The organism is Paenibacillus sp. FSL R5-0923 (genome assembly GCF_038009145.1).
In the GTDB taxonomy this organism is placed as follows: Bacteria; Bacillota; Bacilli; order Paenibacillales; family Paenibacillaceae; genus Paenibacillus_AQ.
Window position 1 is genome coordinate 1,018,472 of record NZ_JBBPAT010000002.1, and the last position, 15,268, is coordinate 1,033,739.

13 protein-coding genes are annotated in these 15,268 nt (G+C 46.5%); 12 read left to right on the forward strand and 1 reads right to left on the reverse strand.

Annotated elements, in window-relative coordinates:
* Positions 1–146 precede the first annotated feature (146 nt).
* The 12 genes from MKX35_RS29695 to MKX35_RS29750 all read left to right on the forward strand — a co-directional run bounded on the left by MKX35_RS29695 (position 147) and on the right by MKX35_RS29750 (position 14,291).
* Positions 147–1,076 (forward strand): carbohydrate ABC transporter permease, encoded by a 930-nt coding sequence (locus MKX35_RS29695; RefSeq protein WP_042125419.1) that lies wholly within the window; start codon positions 147–149, stop codon positions 1,074–1,076.
* Between the two features lie 15 nt (positions 1,077–1,091).
* Complete coding sequence (locus MKX35_RS29700; protein WP_042186014.1) at positions 1,092–1,928, forward strand: carbohydrate ABC transporter permease; 837 nt, start codon at positions 1,092–1,094, stop codon at positions 1,926–1,928.
* Positions 1,929–2,069: 141 nt separating this feature from the next.
* The gene (locus tag MKX35_RS29705; RefSeq protein WP_076300067.1) at positions 2,070–3,467 is read left to right on the forward strand and encodes an ABC transporter substrate-binding protein; all 1,398 of its coding nucleotides are present in this window, start codon (positions 2,070–2,072) and stop codon (positions 3,465–3,467) included.
* 117 nt (positions 3,468–3,584) lie between these two features.
* Positions 3,585–4,862 (forward strand): alpha-L-fucosidase, encoded by a 1,278-nt coding sequence (locus MKX35_RS29710; protein WP_256716351.1) that lies wholly within the window; start codon positions 3,585–3,587, stop codon positions 4,860–4,862.
* A gap of 25 nt (positions 4,863–4,887) precedes the next feature.
* On the forward strand, positions 4,888–6,720 hold the full coding sequence (locus MKX35_RS29715) for a glycoside hydrolase family 35 protein (protein WP_076300066.1): 1,833 nt from the start codon (positions 4,888–4,890) through the stop codon (positions 6,718–6,720).
* A 253-nt stretch (positions 6,721–6,973) separates the two neighbouring features.
* Positions 6,974–7,417 (forward strand): signal peptidase II, encoded by a 444-nt coding sequence (gene lspA, locus MKX35_RS29720; RefSeq protein ID WP_256716350.1) that lies wholly within the window; start codon positions 6,974–6,976, stop codon positions 7,415–7,417.
* 108 nt (positions 7,418–7,525) lie between these two features.
* Positions 7,526–8,881, forward strand: coding sequence for an erythromycin esterase family protein (locus MKX35_RS29725; protein WP_076300064.1), 1,356 nt, complete (start codon positions 7,526–7,528; stop codon positions 8,879–8,881).
* Between the two features lie 138 nt (positions 8,882–9,019).
* Positions 9,020–9,706, forward strand: coding sequence for a response regulator transcription factor (locus MKX35_RS29730; protein WP_076284294.1), 687 nt, complete (start codon positions 9,020–9,022; stop codon positions 9,704–9,706).
* Positions 9,673–11,154 (forward strand): sensor histidine kinase, encoded by a 1,482-nt coding sequence (locus tag MKX35_RS29735; RefSeq protein ID WP_341044524.1) that lies wholly within the window; start codon positions 9,673–9,675, stop codon positions 11,152–11,154. Before MKX35_RS29730 ends, MKX35_RS29735 begins: the two co-directional genes overlap by 34 nt.
* A gap of 525 nt (positions 11,155–11,679) precedes the next feature.
* Positions 11,680–12,387: a DUF421 domain-containing protein gene (locus MKX35_RS29740; RefSeq protein ID WP_076300062.1), complete on the forward strand. Its 708-nt coding sequence runs from the start codon at positions 11,680–11,682 to the stop codon at positions 12,385–12,387.
* Between the two features lie 107 nt (positions 12,388–12,494).
* On the forward strand, positions 12,495–13,991 hold the full coding sequence (locus tag MKX35_RS29745) for an alpha-N-arabinofuranosidase (RefSeq protein WP_076300061.1): 1,497 nt from the start codon (positions 12,495–12,497) through the stop codon (positions 13,989–13,991).
* A 12-nt stretch (positions 13,992–14,003) separates the two neighbouring features.
* A complete protein-coding gene (locus tag MKX35_RS29750; protein WP_042186032.1) occupies positions 14,004–14,291 on the forward strand; it encodes a hypothetical protein in 288 nt (95 codons plus the stop codon).
* A 44-nt stretch (positions 14,292–14,335) separates the two neighbouring features.
* Here the strand turns inward: MKX35_RS29750 and MKX35_RS29755 are convergent, their stop codons facing one another.
* A complete protein-coding gene (locus tag MKX35_RS29755; protein ID WP_042186033.1) occupies positions 14,336–15,250 on the reverse strand; it encodes an ArsR/SmtB family transcription factor in 915 nt (304 codons plus the stop codon).
* Positions 15,251–15,268 lie beyond the last annotated feature (18 nt).

Consider the following 15,268-nt stretch of genomic DNA (forward strand, 5'->3'; position numbering starts at 1 on the left):
ATAGACCAGCCGCCCATCTAGGGCGGTTTTTTTGATGTCGAAAGACAAAGGTCAAAATCTTGCACATCTCGGGTCATAATCACTCCTTCATGCGGGAGGCGGATATATTACTATAATGACAAATCAAATTGTCGAGGTGATACAACGTGGAGGCTGCAAAACAACCTGTGCCAAAAATTCTGCAGGAGAAGCGGAAGTTCTGGACTCCGCAGCGGAAAGAGGCTTTGACCGGGTGGCTGTTTCTAGCTCCGGAAATTGTCGGAATGCTTTTTCTTAATGTATTTGCACTTGGATTCTCACTTTATTTAAGCTTCTCGAAATGGGATCTATTGTCGGGGGTTCAAGGGATCGAGTTTATCGGATTGGATAACTATATCAAAATGTTCCATGATCCGAGCATCATTCAAGCTTTGAAGAACAATGCTATTTATATGATTATGACCGTGCCGATACCGATTGCGATTGCTTTGGTGCTGGCGGCATTGATTCAAAATAGTGTATTTCTTAAAAATTATTTCAAAGTTGCCTTCTTTATCCCTTATATTTCTTCGATTATTGCAATTGCCGCAGTATGGAGCGCATTGTTCCATCCATCCCTTGGACCGATCAATCAGTTCTTGATGGAGCTTGGAATTTCCAGTCCTCCAAAATGGCTGGTGGATCCAAAGACCTCGCTGTTATCGATTGCCATTATCAGTTCTTGGGCGAGTCTGGGTTACACCATTATTATCTATATGGCCGGCTTGACGAATATTTCCGATGAAATTTACGAAGCCGCCGAAATAGATGGAGCCAGCGCACTGAAGAAATTCTTTGCCATCACGGTTCCGATGCTGCGTCCAACTACGTTCTTCTTACTTATAACCATGCTGATTGGCTCGTTTAAGGTGTTCGACATCATCGCGTTTTTGACCGAAGGTGGCCCGAACAATTCTTCTACCGTGCTTGTGTTCAGGATCTATGAGGAAGGGTTCAAATACTACAACATGGGCTATGCTTCTGCAATTTCCTGGCTGCTATTCGCCGTCATAGGCTTGATCACCGCAGCTACTTGGAAAATGAGAAATGAAGAATAAAGGGGGGAGATTAACATGCAACTGATTAGAAAAAATATGTCCAGAGTGATCACTACCTGCATCATGGGGGCTTTGTCCATTGTATTTCTTATTCCTCTGATCTGGATGATTTCCGCAGCCTTTAAATATGAGAAAGATGTTATGCGCTTCCCGATCCAATGGATTCCCGAGAAGATCAATGTAGCGTATAATTTCAAGATGGTTTGGATGGGACGAGTACCTTTTTCTCATTTCTATTTAAATTCCTTTAAAGTTGCGATTATTACAACCTTAATTACACTTATCATTTCATCTATGTCGGCGTACGCCTTGACCAAAATCAAGTTCAAAGGACGAAATATGGTATTTCTGGCGCTGCTGTCGTTCATGATTATACCTGACCAGGCCACACTGATTCCGCGCTTTCTGCTGATTCGCTGGTTCGGTCTTTATGATACTCATGCTGCAATTATTTTAATGAGTATGTTCTCCATCTACTTCACGTTCCTGCTGCGGCAATTTATGATTGGTGTCAGCGACGAATACATTGAAGCGGCGCGAATTGACGGTGCAGGCCATTTACGGATATTCTGGTCTATCATTATTCCGCTCTGCAAGCCGGTGCTCGCTACGGTGGCGATCATCAAATTTATCTGGACCTGGAATGATTACCAGAATCCGCTGATCTTCTTACTAAATAAGAATTTGTACACTATCCCACTCGGTATGACACTGTTCCGGGATGATTATTCGAACAACTATGCGATTATGATGACGGCAGCTGTTTCGGCGATCATCCCGCTCGTCATCGTGTTCATTGCCCTGCAAAAGCAAGTCATTAACGGAATCTCCCTTGGCGGCGTAAAGGGCTGACCTGCGGGTGAGCGATAGATAGTAAAAGTCAAAAATGTGATCCTACAACAGCAAAATTGTGCACTTGGCCAGTAAAGCGGATGCCTATAATAAGAAATGAACAAGGCACTATACTTAAAATTCAGTGCGGGGGGAAGTAAAATGAAAACAAAGAGCAAAAAAAGATTATCCGTTGTACTGGGCTCCATGCTGGCGGTTTCCTTAACGCTAAGCGCCTGTGGAAATTCCGGAAACTCGGAAAAGAATGGGAATGCTGAAGCTAGTACGAATGCCGGGAACACCAAGGTGGACAAGCAAGTGGCCATCAAGTATTACAACTGGGATAATGAAGCCCAGTCGGCTGGTACCGATGCTATGCTGCAGGAATTTATGGATCAGAACCCAGGCATCAAGGTAGAGCATGTGACACTCGTTCCCGGTGATTCTGTGGAGATGCTGAAGAAACTCGACTTCCTGATTTCTTCCGGCGAAGCGATTGATGTTGTTCAGGTGCCAAGCTTGGGAGGCGTGCTTGAACGGGCAACTCGGGGAGCACTTGCCCCGCTGAATGAATTCTATGAGAAAGATAACCTCGTTCCTGAGGATGAATATTATGTGAATGCTAAGGTCGACAACAACTATTATGGGTTGCAATATACGAAGAGCAGCAACTACGTGATGCTGAACAAAGATGCACTGGATGAAGCGGGTCTGCCTGTACCTACTTTTGGCTGGACATGGGATGACTACCGCGACTATGCCAAAAAACTGACCAAAGGCGAAGGCGTGGACAAACGTTACGGCACATATTTCCACACCTGGGAATTGTACATGAACGCTCCAGCTCAAACGATGATGAAAGACCCGTTCGTATATGATGACGGGACGACAATCTTCGCGGATCCGACTTATAAGTATTTCTTCCAGCTGCGTAAAGATATGGAGTCTGCTGATAAATCTGCGAAATCTTATGCAGATGCTCTTGCCGCTAAGCTTAACTATCGTACCGAATTCTTCAATGAAGAAGCTGCTATGATCTTGGCTGGCAACTGGACGATTGCTGATCCAGGTAACACCGAGCAGTATCCGCATGAATTCAAGACAGCCTTTGCTCCGGTACCGGTGCCTCCTGCAGGATCGGAACCGAAAGACTATGAAGGCAAATACTTCACCAGCGGCAACATGCTGGCGATGGGCGCAACTTCAAAGAACAAAGAGGCTTCCTTCAAATTGATGAGATTTATGTCGACGGCTGTTAGTGATAACAGACTGGAATTCTCCGGATATAAAAAAGCTGACAATGAGACCTTGCTGACTAAATTGGTCGCTGGCAAAGAAGATATGTATGATATGGATTCACTCAAATACACACTTTTCGATAAAGAAATTCAGTTCCTTGACGGTGCGCAGGTGATGACGACGGCAACTTCCGAATTGACCAAAATTATCGATGACGGCTTCAGCAGATTCATGCTTGGAAATGAATCGATTGATAAGGTGCAGCAATGGATGGTTGATGAAGCAACGAAAATTATCAACGAAAAAGGTGTCATCAAGTAAATAGGCAATAAGCGAGGTATCCCAAGTTGGGGACGGGGCTTTGGAAGGTCATCAACCGGCTTTCCAAAGCCCTTATTTATACATTGGGCTTACACAAATATACGGGAGAGTATAAAAATGATGGAAAGCATTTCTTCAAAGAACAAGTCCGAAGAGCAAGTAGCTTTGCCTTCTAAGGAACAGATGGAGTGGCAGGATCTGGAGCTGGGGATGTTCTGCCATTTTGGAATGAACACGTTTTGCGATCAGGAGTGGGGAGAAGGTAGCGATTCACCTACGGTCTTTAACCCAGTTCATCTGGATGCCCGCCAATGGGTTAGTGCAGCTAAAGAAGCTGGATTCCGTTATTTTATACTGACCGCTAAGCATCATGACGGCTTCTGCCTGTGGCCGACTGCAACGAGTACTTATTCTGTTGCCTCCAGCCCATGGAAAGAAGGGCGAGGCGATGTTGTCAAGGAGTGCGAGGAGGCTTGCCGTGAATTTGGACTAGGCTTCGGCATTTATTTGTCTCCATGGGACAGACATGAGCCATGTTATGCGGATCCGCAAGCGTATGATGATTTCTATTGTCTGCAATTGCAGGAGCTACTTACGGGCTATGGCCCACTTACGGAGATTTGGTTCGACGGTGCAGGATCTGAGGGCCGTAATTACGATTGGCGGCGAATTATGGATCTGATCAAACAATATCAGCCAAGTGCTATGGTGTTTAATATGGGGGCACCAACGATTCGCTGGGTTGGCAATGAGGATGGCCTTGCTCCTTATCCATGCTGGAACACTGCGGATTCCGCTCGGGGTAGCATGTTCAGTGAAGCTTCATTGAACTGGCTTCCCGGAACACCGAGCTGGGTGCCTGCGGAATGTGATGTGCCCATCCGTAAAGACCGCTGGTTCTGGCATCCTCAGGAAGAGCATCTGCTGCTGTCTCTGGAGCAGCTAATGGATATTTATTATCGTTCGGTCGGACATGGGGCGACTTTGCTGCTCAATGTGGCCCCTGACAACCGCGGGCTGCTTCCGGAGGCCGATGTGCAGCGACTGCTGGAATTTGGCAAGGAAATAGGGCGTAGATTCGGCAAGGCACTAGCCGTAACGGCAGGCACTGGAGATCTTATTGAGCTGGAATTGCCTGCTGCAGCTACTGTGATTGACCACGCTGAGATAATGGAAGACATCGCTTATGGCGAGAGAGTGAGCGAATATGTACTGGAAGCATTCAGTGACGGAGCGTGGATGGAGTTGAAACGTGGCAGCGCGATTGGCCATAAGAAAATCGACGCCTTCCCTCCGATTTGCACAGAAAAAATACGACTGCGGGTGCTCTTAACTACTGCAAGCCCCAAGATCAGACGGCTTGCCGTCTTTCACAGCGGGGAATCGTTAGAATAGATGTAAAAAAAGGAGGTTGTAGAGTATGAGCCTACTCACTTGGAACGACGGACACTATTTGCTGGACGGACAGCCTTACCGGATCGTATCGGGAGCTATTCATTATTTTCGGGTTGTGCCTGAATACTGGAAAGACCGGCTACTGAAATTGAAAGCCTGCGGATTCAATACCGTGGAGACCTATATCGCCTGGAATATGCATGAGCCCAAGGAAGGGGAGTTCGTATTTGATGGCATGGCCGATGTGGTCTCTTTTATTGAACTGGCCGGAGAGCTTGGGCTTCATGTTATTGTCAGACCGAGTCCATTCATCTGTGCAGAATGGGAATTCGGTGGTCTGCCGGCCTGGCTGCTGGCTTACAGTGAACTTCAGCTTCGCTGCTGTGATCCTCTTTATTTAAGCAAGGTGGACCGGTATTACGATGAGCTGATTCCTCGGCTGGTTCCGCTACTGTCCACACATGGCGGGCCGATTCTGGCCGTCCAGGTAGAGAACGAATATGGCAGCTATGGCAATGACAATAGTTACCTGAGATATATGCGTAATGGACTTCTCAGCAGAGGGGTCGATGTATTGCTCTTTACCTCCGACGGACCAACCGATGAAATGTTGCTCGGCGGAACACTGGAAGATGTGCATGCTACAGTTAATTTTGGCTCCTGTGCAGACGAATCCTTCCGCAAATACCGGGAGTACCGATCTGAAGAGCCGCTGATGGTGATGGAATATTGGAACGGCTGGTTCGATCATTGGATGGAGGATCATCATGTACGCGATGCCGAAGATGTAGCTGGCGTTCTCGATGATATCCTGACGCACGGCTCCTCACTCAATATGTACATGTTCCACGGCGGGACCAATTTTGGCTTCTATAATGGGGCGAATCATATCGTCGCCTACGAGCCGACGACTACAAGCTATGATTATGATGCCCCGCTCACGGAATGGGGAGATACGACGGCGAAATTTGAAGCTGTTCGGTCGGTACTGGGCAAACATGGATTTGCACCGACTTGTCCGCTCCCTGAGCCGATTCCGAAGATCTCCTATGGGAAAGTTGCCTTGATGGAAAGAGCGGAACTATTCACAGCTTCCAATTTGGAGAAGTTATCCGAGCCGGTGAACAGTGTGTGTGTGCAGCCGATGGAAAAGCTGGGACAATCCTATGGTTTTATATTGTACAGCACTTATGTGCAGGGACCACGGTCCAGGCAGAAGCTTTACATCGAAGGTGTGCGTGATCGGGCGCAGGTTTTCCTGGATGGACAGGTACTTGGGGTCATTGAACGCTGGAATCCGCAGCCACTTGAACTTTCCATTCCTGCCGGAGGAGCGCAGCTGGATATTCTCGTCGAGAATATGGGTCGGATTAATTATGGGCCGCTCATTCGTGATCCGAAAGGAATTCTGGACGGGGTTCGAATCGATAACCAGCTGCAATATAACTGGACGATCCGTACACTTCCGTTAGAACCGGGAACGCTGGCTTCACTTGAGTACAAGGAGCAGACGGTGGAGAAGCAAGAAGCTGCGGCACTTTCGGGTTTGCCCGGATTCTACCGGGGCTGCTTTGAGGCGGAGAAAATTGGCGATACTTTTCTACGGTTCGATGGATGGAATAAAGGGGTTGCCTGGATCAACGGATTTAATCTGGGCCGCTACTGGAACGCAGGACCGCAAAGGGCCCTATATATCCCCGGTCCATTGCTGCGCAAAGGTCGTAATGAACTGGTTCTTTTGGAACTGCACGGCTGTGCGGAGACTTGCGAAATTGAGCTTGTAAATTGCCCTGATCTGGGAAGAACTTCGGCCGTCGATGATGCCGTGCTGAATTTTGTGCAGGAAGATAACTTGTAGACATTTTTAGCGTTGCCGTCATAGAAATCATTCCCCTATCCTCTCAGCCATTAGACACAAGAAACCTGCGTTTTCTTTCATTATTTTACAAAAAAATGAAGACGAGCAGTCAATATAAGGATACCTGAAAGGCACTCCTTCGGGCGTGCCTTTATTTTTCGATGCCACATGGTTTTGTAGTATGATGAGCACAAGGGAGTTACATGGTTGTTCATAGGCTGAGAAGAAAGTGGGTGTCGCTATGTGGTTTTGTATGATCGCGATGGTCGTGATCTTGATCGATCAGGTCTCGAAAATTTGGATTCGGATGAACCTGGATATCGGAGATAGCTTGTTCTTCGGACGATGGGAGATTACACATTATGAGAATAGCGGGATGGCTTTCAGTTTATTCCAAGGTTATGCGTGGTTATTCGGGGTGATCGCCATCTTGTTCGTCATCGGTGTGTTCTATTATCGCAGCATGGGTGCCTGGAAAGGCCGATTGGCGGATATGATCGCTGGTTTCTTGATCGGCGGTGCGGTTGGCAACGGGATTGATCGACTGGTGTTCGGGCAGGTCACGGATTTTATCATGTCTCGATCGGGGAGAGGCATTCTCAATTTAGCGGATTATGCGATCAACATCGGGATGATCATGCTCGTCTTAAATATGGCAGTGAGATTCGTGAAGAAGCGGGTCTGGCACGCGAATTGAGGATTTATTCTTTTATCTTTATAGATTCCTTAGAAGTTCCTGTTACGATGTCTCTGCATGGTAAGAGAACGACGTAATAACAGATTTCGAAGGAGGAGAACATTCAACATGCAAGCAACGAAACGATTAACAGGTATCATTTCCCTGGGCCTAGCATTTTCACTATTACTATCGCCAGTGAGCGCCTCGGCGACCGCGCAGAAAATTACGGGGTCGAAGGAGAATATTCAAGAGATTAAATCTTTGACGTCATCGGACTATAAAGATTTAGCGTTTCTGAAGCCGATCTTGAAAGATAAGACGGTCATTAGCCTTGGCGAGAACTTTCACCGTGTCGCAGAATACAGCAGCATGAAGACAAGGTTGATCAAATATTTACACGAAGAGCTGGATTTTGACGTGATTGCATTTGAGTCGGGCCTTGGGGATTCCTTCATGACGTATGATCATGCAGGAACATGGACATCGCAACAAATGATGGAACGTTCAATTTTTCCCATCTGGCATTCCAAGGAGACTCTGAATTTATTCGATTACATCAAGAAGAAGCAAGGGACGAACGATCCCTTATATCTAGCAGGTTATGACATGCAGTTCACATCAGGGTACTTAACGCAATTTATTGCCGGTTGGATTGCCAAGGTAGACAAGGATCACGGCGAGAATTATTTCAACTTCGAAATGCAAGCGATGACGGATTTCTATAAGGTGCTCAACCAATATGGCATGGACGATAGTCATCCGGAGGCGAAAGCAGAAATCAAGAAGGTGAAGAATGCGTACGAACCGAAATACAAGGCGTTGATCCAATTCATCCAAGAGAACAAAGAACAACTTGCAGCCGCCTACCCTGCGAACCCGCGGATGGTGGATATCGCTGTCAAGACGTTGGAGGATCGGGTCAAATTCATCGAGATGGGGATGTACGATACGAAGGAAAGCTATGAATTCCGTGATCGAATCATGGCTGACAATGTGGAGTGGTTAATGAAGGTGATGTATCCCGGCAAGAAAGTGATTTTATGGGCGCATAACGATCATCTGGCGAAGAATACGTCCAAAATCGAAACGAAAGAACAAGGGAAATGGATTAACAGCTTTACAAGTATGGGAGAATTGCTACATAAGAAGCTAAAGGATAAGGTCTACGTGTTGGGTCTGTACATGAACAGCGGTAAGGCGAGCACGATTACGACACAGAAGATCTTCGATATTCAGCCGATGCCGAAGGGGAGTCTGGAACAACTGATGATGCAGAGCGGTTATAAGATTGCGTTTGCGGATCTATCCAAGCACAAGTCTCCGAACAAAAATAATGCTTGGATGTTCAAACCGATCTATGCAGCCGAGGATGGCATGACGTCCGAGATCATTATGCCGATGTCGATGCGATTCATTCCAAAAGAGCAATATGACGGGATCATCGTCTTCGATAAAGTCAAAGAACCGACAACGAAGCTCTAACTCGGTTATACCTGAAAATTTAATTGTTCCCCTGTCGTGAACACCGTGTGTGCCGCTGCAGGGGATTTTTGGCGCAGAAGAAGGTACAATGAGGGGATAAAGCTGCTAGATTGATAGACGCGAAAGGAAATTCAAGAGATGAGAGAAAAGATATTAATCGCCGATGATGAGCGAGAAATCGTCGGATTTATGCGCGATGCGCTTCAGGATGATGGGTATGAGGTATCAGTGGCTTATGACGGCAAGGAAGTGTTCGATCGACTGGGAGAGACGCCCGACTTAATCATCCTGGATATTATGATGCCGCATCTCGATGGGCTCGAAGTATGCCAAGCGATACGTGACCGGGTCTCGTGTCCGATTCTGTTCTTAAGCGCGCGCTCCAATGAAGCGGATCGGATCCAAGGACTCGCCGTCGGTGGCGATGACTATATCGTGAAGCCTTTTAGCATGCAAGAATTGAAGGCGAGAATAAGAGCGCATCTTCGTCGGGAGCAGCGGAGCCATCTTGATCATCAACCGAAGCTGCTGCACCATGGTGATCTCACGATGGATCTGGACAGCCATCAGGTATTCTACCAGAACCTTCCGATTCCGCTGACCAGCCGGGAGTTCGAATTGTTCCGGCTTCTCTTCATGCATCCGAATCAAGTATTCTCGCGGGAACAAATCTATGAGAAGATCTGGGGATTCGATGCGGAGGGAGAAGCAGCCACAATTACCGAACATATCAAAAATATCCGGGCGAAGCTGGCGTGCGCAGCACCGGAGAAGACCTTTGTTACAACGGTATGGGGGGTAGGGTACAGATTCGAAAGGAAGTAAAGGCAAGTCGAAAACCGCTGCGCAGACAGTTTATGGGCGCATTTACACTCGTTCTTTTCTATAGCTTCATCGGCTCGATGCTGGTTTGGGGCAGTACGCTTTATGTTTTGATTAATCAAACGGACAAGAGCATTCTACCAGCCAACTATTATGAGCAGCAAATTCCCCAGATTCTAGGTTATGTAGATCAGCAAAAAGACGCCTTATTATCTCCTTCAAAGCAGAATGCGTTGGAACATGTTATTCTGACGAAAGGCATGCAGTATCAAATCGTGAATCTGAAGGGGCAAATCGTCTACGGCTGGAAGGGGCAGACTTTCGTCAACAGCCCGGAGGATGTGCTAAGCAAGCTGAACCGTAGCGAGAAACAGGGCGGGAAATATATCAATTACCACCCGATCCTGGATTCGCAGAAAAATTTAAAGGGGATGCTGGTGCTACGATACAGTTTAAGTGTATCCTCCAACAACCCTGGAAACGGGCTGCTCGTTATGCTTATTTTGTGCAGTTTGATCGCACCGTTCTTCTTCATCGTCTTGTTCTCTTTTATTTTCGCGAGAAAATTGGGTAAACGGCTCGAACCGTCGATCGCACGGATCATCGGGGGAGCTAGACGAATCCAGCAGAATGACCTGAATTTCTCCGTCGCAGGAGCAGGTGGGTCGAAGGAGCTGATCGAGCTCTCCGATGCTTTCGAAGAGATGCGGATCGCGCTGGAGCAATCCTTGAAGTGGGAGTGGAAGCTGGAGCAGGAGAGACGCGACATGATCTCTGCGATTGCCCATGATTTGCGGACGCCGCTGACGATCATTCAAGGTCATGTAGACAATTTAATCGAGAGCGGTGCACGCCGTCCCGAACGGCTGGAGAAGTACTTGTTAACCATTCAGAACAGTACGCAGCGTGCGGATAAAATGCTGACGGAATTGCTGTTCATGAATAAAATCGACACGCCTGATTTTGTCCTCCAGTATACGAGAGCGGATCTACTCGCCTTCTGTGAGCGGAAAAAAGATGAATACGCATTGTTATGCCGTGAGAAGTGGATTGCTTTTGACTTCTCTTATGTGAATAGGCGATGCGACCAAGAACAGCAGTTTCTTGTGGATACATCACGGTTGGAGCAAGTATTCGATAACGTGATTACCAATAGCCTGCGATTTACGCCAGTGGAGGGAAGGATCGAGTGGACGGTCATCGTAGAGGAGACGCAGATTACCTTTGACATGAAGGATACGGGGAAGGGGTTCAGCGCTCTTGATTTGCGGCGGATGTTCGATAAATTCTACACGGGGGATCCGTCTAGATCTCTAGACAAAGGTCATTCCGGGCTTGGATTGTATACAGCACAGTTGCTCATTACAAAGCACGGAGGGCATATCGAAGCAGGAAACCGTGTCGAAGGCGGCGCACAGGTGATCATAACGGTGCCATGTAAAAAAGCCTGAAGAAACTCATCATACGAGTCTTCAGGGTTTTTGCTGCAATAATTCGATAAATTTATGGAACGCGCTTGTCTTGAAATGATCCCGTCGATAGATGAACTGTACGGTCACATGGCGGTAATGATTGGGATGGTACTGCACCGAGCCTTCCGATTCGGAACCAGACGAAGCTGTATGTTTCTGAAGATGCGTATGTCAATGGAGAATCGAAAGCTGCAGTCAATTATAGTTCGGTCAATCTCAAGCCCTTGGACTTATCCCGGGTCGAAGTGACAGGCAATTCGACCCGGGAGGCTCAGCAACTCGAGCTGAAAGCGCAATGATTCTGCACAATCTGCTTGCAATCAAGACTGAAAAATAAGCATTCGTAGCTAGGGCTTTGGGACGGTTCAGTAGAACCATTCCAGAGCCCTTTTGACGTTTATAGAAGTCTCCGGATGACCTCTTAAAATTAAACCAATTGTAATGACGTTTCATTTCACCTTGGTTTGTGAATAATAGGGGATTGAATAGAAAGGAGCATTAGAGATGCAGGCGCATATGGATGTTGTGCTTCGTACTGTGGTCGCTATGATCATGCTGCTAGTGATAGCTAAGATATTGGGTAAAACAACGATTTCTAATTTGACGTTTCATGATTTCGTGACAGGCATTATATTAGGATCGCTTGCGGCAAACCTGGCTTTTAATAAAGACCTGAAGTCGTCATATATGATCGTGGCGCTCATTGTTATCACTGCTACGTCTTTTCTACTATCTATCATCGCTATAAAGAGTCGTAGAATGAGAAGCTGGATCTCAGGATCACCTACGGTACTTATTGAAAACGGGAAAATTCTTGAAGGGAATATGAAAAAGGTAAGGTATTCGCTAGACTCCTTGGATCAGGCACTGAGGGAAAAAGAAATTTTTAATCTAGAGGTAGTAGAGTATGCCGTATTAGAAGATAACGGAATGGTATCCGTCTTAAAGAAACAAGAATATCAATATGTTACTCGAAAAGATTTGAAGCTTCTTTCCGTCCCTCAGAGCTTTCCCGTTGAGTTAATTATGGATGGCGTCCTCATTGAAGAGAATCTTGAGAATAATGGACTGACCAAAGAATGGCTGGAGAGCGAATTAAGACGGAAGGGGAAACGGATCTCCGACGTATTTTACGGGGTAAGAGGAACGCAGCGGCAGCTCGTTTTTGATTATTATGAAGACGGGATAAACAAACCGATTGATAAAGAATAGATTCATTCATATTGGAGATTGACGGATCGCTGAGGACCGCTCTATAATGTTTGTATAATTATTAATTAGTTAATAAAAATATAAATGTTGAAGGGCGGAGTTTATTCATGGCAGATCGCGCAATCCTTAACACAGACATTCGCAAAGGTACGATAAACAAAAATATTTATGGACACTTCTCTGAGCATCTAGGACGTTGTATTTATGAAGGCATTTGGGTCGGAGAAGATTCACCGATTCCTAACACTAACGGTATTCGTAATGATGTTGTGAAAGCGCTTAAAGAAATACAAATTCCAGTACTTCGCTGGCCGGGTGGATGTTTTGCAGATGAATATCATTGGAAAGATGGTATTGGTGATCGCGAAGCTCGTAAACGTATGATCAATACGCATTGGGGCGGCACGGTTGAGAACAACCATTTTGGTACACATGAATTTATGGAATTATGTGAGATGCTGGAATGTGAACCTTATATCAATGGTAATGTGGGAAGTGGTACGGTTCAAGAGATGTCCGAATGGGTAGAGTATTTAACCTTTGGCGGTGTCTCACCGATGTCTGAGCTTCGCCAGCAGAACGGTCATCAAGAGCCTTGGACTGTCACTTATTTTGGCGTTGGTAATGAGAATTGGGGCTGCGGCGGGAATATGCGTCCAGAATATTATGCAGATCTTTATCGCCAATATCAGACGTATGTACGTAATTACGGGGAGAATCGTATTCATCGGATCGCTTGTGGTCCTAACGTGGATGATTATCACTGGATGGAAGTTTTAATGCGTGAAGCTACACGCTTTATGGACTCGATTACTCTTCATTATTATACGATTCCTGGTCCAGCATGGGAGAATAAAGGGGCAGCAACAGGCTTTGAAACTAGTGAATGGTTTAGTACTTTAGAGAAGGCCATTCGCATGGATGAGCTGATTACTAAACATGGTTTTATTATGGACAAATATGACCCAGATAAAAGAGTAGGCCTTATCGTTGACGAATGGGGAACTTGGTATGATGTTGAGCCGGGTACGAATCCAGGATTCCTATATCAACAAAATACAATTCGGGATGCCCTTGTAGCTGGCGTAACCCTGAATATTTTCCATAAACACAGTGACCGGGTACGGATGGCAAATATTGCGCAGACCATTAACGTGCTTCAAGCAGTGATTTTAACCGAAGGAGAAAAAATGCTGCTAACGCCTACCTATCATGTATTCAATATGTTTAAAGTCCATCAGGATGCTGAGTTGTTGGATTTAACAATCGATAGTGGGACTTACAGCTTTGAGGGCAGCGAGATTCCTGAAGTATCTGCTTCAGCTTCCGTAACAGACGCTGGCATCATCCATGTCAGTCTTTGCAACTTGAATCACGCAGCATCAGCTACTGTGCCTCTCGAGCTTCGTGGTCTATCCGGGCAGAAGGTTGAAGTGACTGGCACTACGCTCACAGGTAACAAGATAGATGCTCATAATACATTTAGTCAGCCAGACGCTGTCGTACCGCAAGCTTTTACAGCCTTTACACTTGAAGGTGATCTTCTTAATGTAGAGCTGGCTCCAATGTCAGTGACTGTGCTGGAGATTACGCCGAAGGCATAAGGTGGTGTTATCATGTCAACAACATCTGCATGCAAGGGGTGTCGCGACGATTATAAGGTTACCGATGCACAGATAGAGCGTATCCTGTCATCATCCATGTTTAAGACAGAGCTTTGTGTTCCAGATGAGGTTTATGCTGAACGGATTTCTCTTTGCGGGACTTGTCCTAAGCTGCATGAGAGTGTGACTTGCGTAGCTTGTGGATGCATTATTCCTGTTGTAGCTAAGCTTAAGGAACGTGGCTGTCCACTGCCTGGTGGCGGATTATGGGGACCCTTCATTGAACATGAAATAAGGTAAAATAAGAGCCGCATTCGACTCTCCAATGGGAGATGAATGCGGCTTTATTCATGGGTATCTGTGTAGAACAGCTCAACGATTAGATCATCATTATAGTTGCCAAAGCCTTTGCCAAAAAGGGTAATGCCGCCAATATGCTCGGCCTCTTCATCGACGGAAAGCTTGAAAGTCCATTGCTTGTTGCGAATGTTCACTTGATCCAGCGTAACGTCGGACAGTTTCAGGCCGTCCATAAACGTGCCTTTAGATGTAATGCGTAGCTGCTTAAGAAGGCCGTATTGATTCGTGAGTGCTGGCCACCAAGCTGGCGTGTATTTACCACGTCTATCTCCGTAGTCACCAGGACTTGTCCAGAATCCAAGCTGTACTCCGTTCAGTGTGAAAGTGATGTCGGAGGGCCAATTATTATTAATGGAAGGCGCTTCGGAGGCAATCTCCATCGTAATGATTAGCTCCTCGGGCTGTTGACTGGAGAGAAGGAAGTTAGGAATTTTATATTCGATATATCCTTTGCCGAACCAGAGAATACCAGCATTCATACGCTCGAGATCCCAGAAATAACGGGGATCATCAAAGCTGCCAATCACTTGCTCTGTAGTGGCAAGACCGCAGGTAGGCTCAATCATGAAGTCAGAATAATGCCCAACAGGAATCTCCTTGCGGTAGCTTTTGCGCTCATTAATTTGTCTGCCTGGAAAGGTGATCTCGGCGCTTTCAGCAGCCAGCGTACAGATCTTTTGCAGACCACTTCGTCCAGGTGCCATATGTGTCTGGATAAGTCCTGCAGCTTCTAACTTACGCACATGCATTGTCATAATGGCGCTGCTCAAATTTACCGCTGCGGCCAATTCCTTGACATTCATTGGGTTCTCGGCAAGCAAGCGCAGCAGGTGCAGACGAACTGAACTGGCTAAAGCTTCGTAGACGGGAAGAGATTCTTCCGACAGGTCAAGTTTCATAGATGGCCTCCAATTTAG

Coding starts and splice junctions, on each gene's coding strand:
- MKX35_RS29735 (WP_341044524.1), top strand. CDS start 9,673: ATGGGGGGTAGGGTACAGATTCGAAAGGAAGTAAAGGCAAGTCGAAAA.
- MKX35_RS29755 (WP_042186033.1), bottom strand. CDS start 15,250: ATGAAACTTGACCTGTCGGAAGAATCTCTTCCCGTCTACGAAGCTTTA.
- MKX35_RS29745 (WP_076300061.1), top strand. CDS start 12,495: ATGGCAGATCGCGCAATCCTTAACACAGACATTCGCAAAGGTACGATA.
- MKX35_RS29740 (WP_076300062.1), top strand. CDS start 11,680: ATGCAGGCGCATATGGATGTTGTGCTTCGTACTGTGGTCGCTATGATC.
- MKX35_RS29705 (WP_076300067.1), top strand. CDS start 2,070: ATGAAAACAAAGAGCAAAAAAAGATTATCCGTTGTACTGGGCTCCATG.
- MKX35_RS29700 (WP_042186014.1), top strand. CDS start 1,092: ATGCAACTGATTAGAAAAAATATGTCCAGAGTGATCACTACCTGCATC.
- MKX35_RS29715 (WP_076300066.1), top strand. CDS start 4,888: ATGAGCCTACTCACTTGGAACGACGGACACTATTTGCTGGACGGACAG.
- MKX35_RS29750 (WP_042186032.1), top strand. CDS start 14,004: ATGTCAACAACATCTGCATGCAAGGGGTGTCGCGACGATTATAAGGTT.
- lspA (WP_256716350.1), top strand. CDS start 6,974: ATGATCGCGATGGTCGTGATCTTGATCGATCAGGTCTCGAAAATTTGG.
- MKX35_RS29710 (WP_256716351.1), top strand. CDS start 3,585: ATGATGGAAAGCATTTCTTCAAAGAACAAGTCCGAAGAGCAAGTAGCT.
- MKX35_RS29730 (WP_076284294.1), top strand. CDS start 9,020: ATGAGAGAAAAGATATTAATCGCCGATGATGAGCGAGAAATCGTCGGA.
- MKX35_RS29725 (WP_076300064.1), top strand. CDS start 7,526: ATGCAAGCAACGAAACGATTAACAGGTATCATTTCCCTGGGCCTAGCA.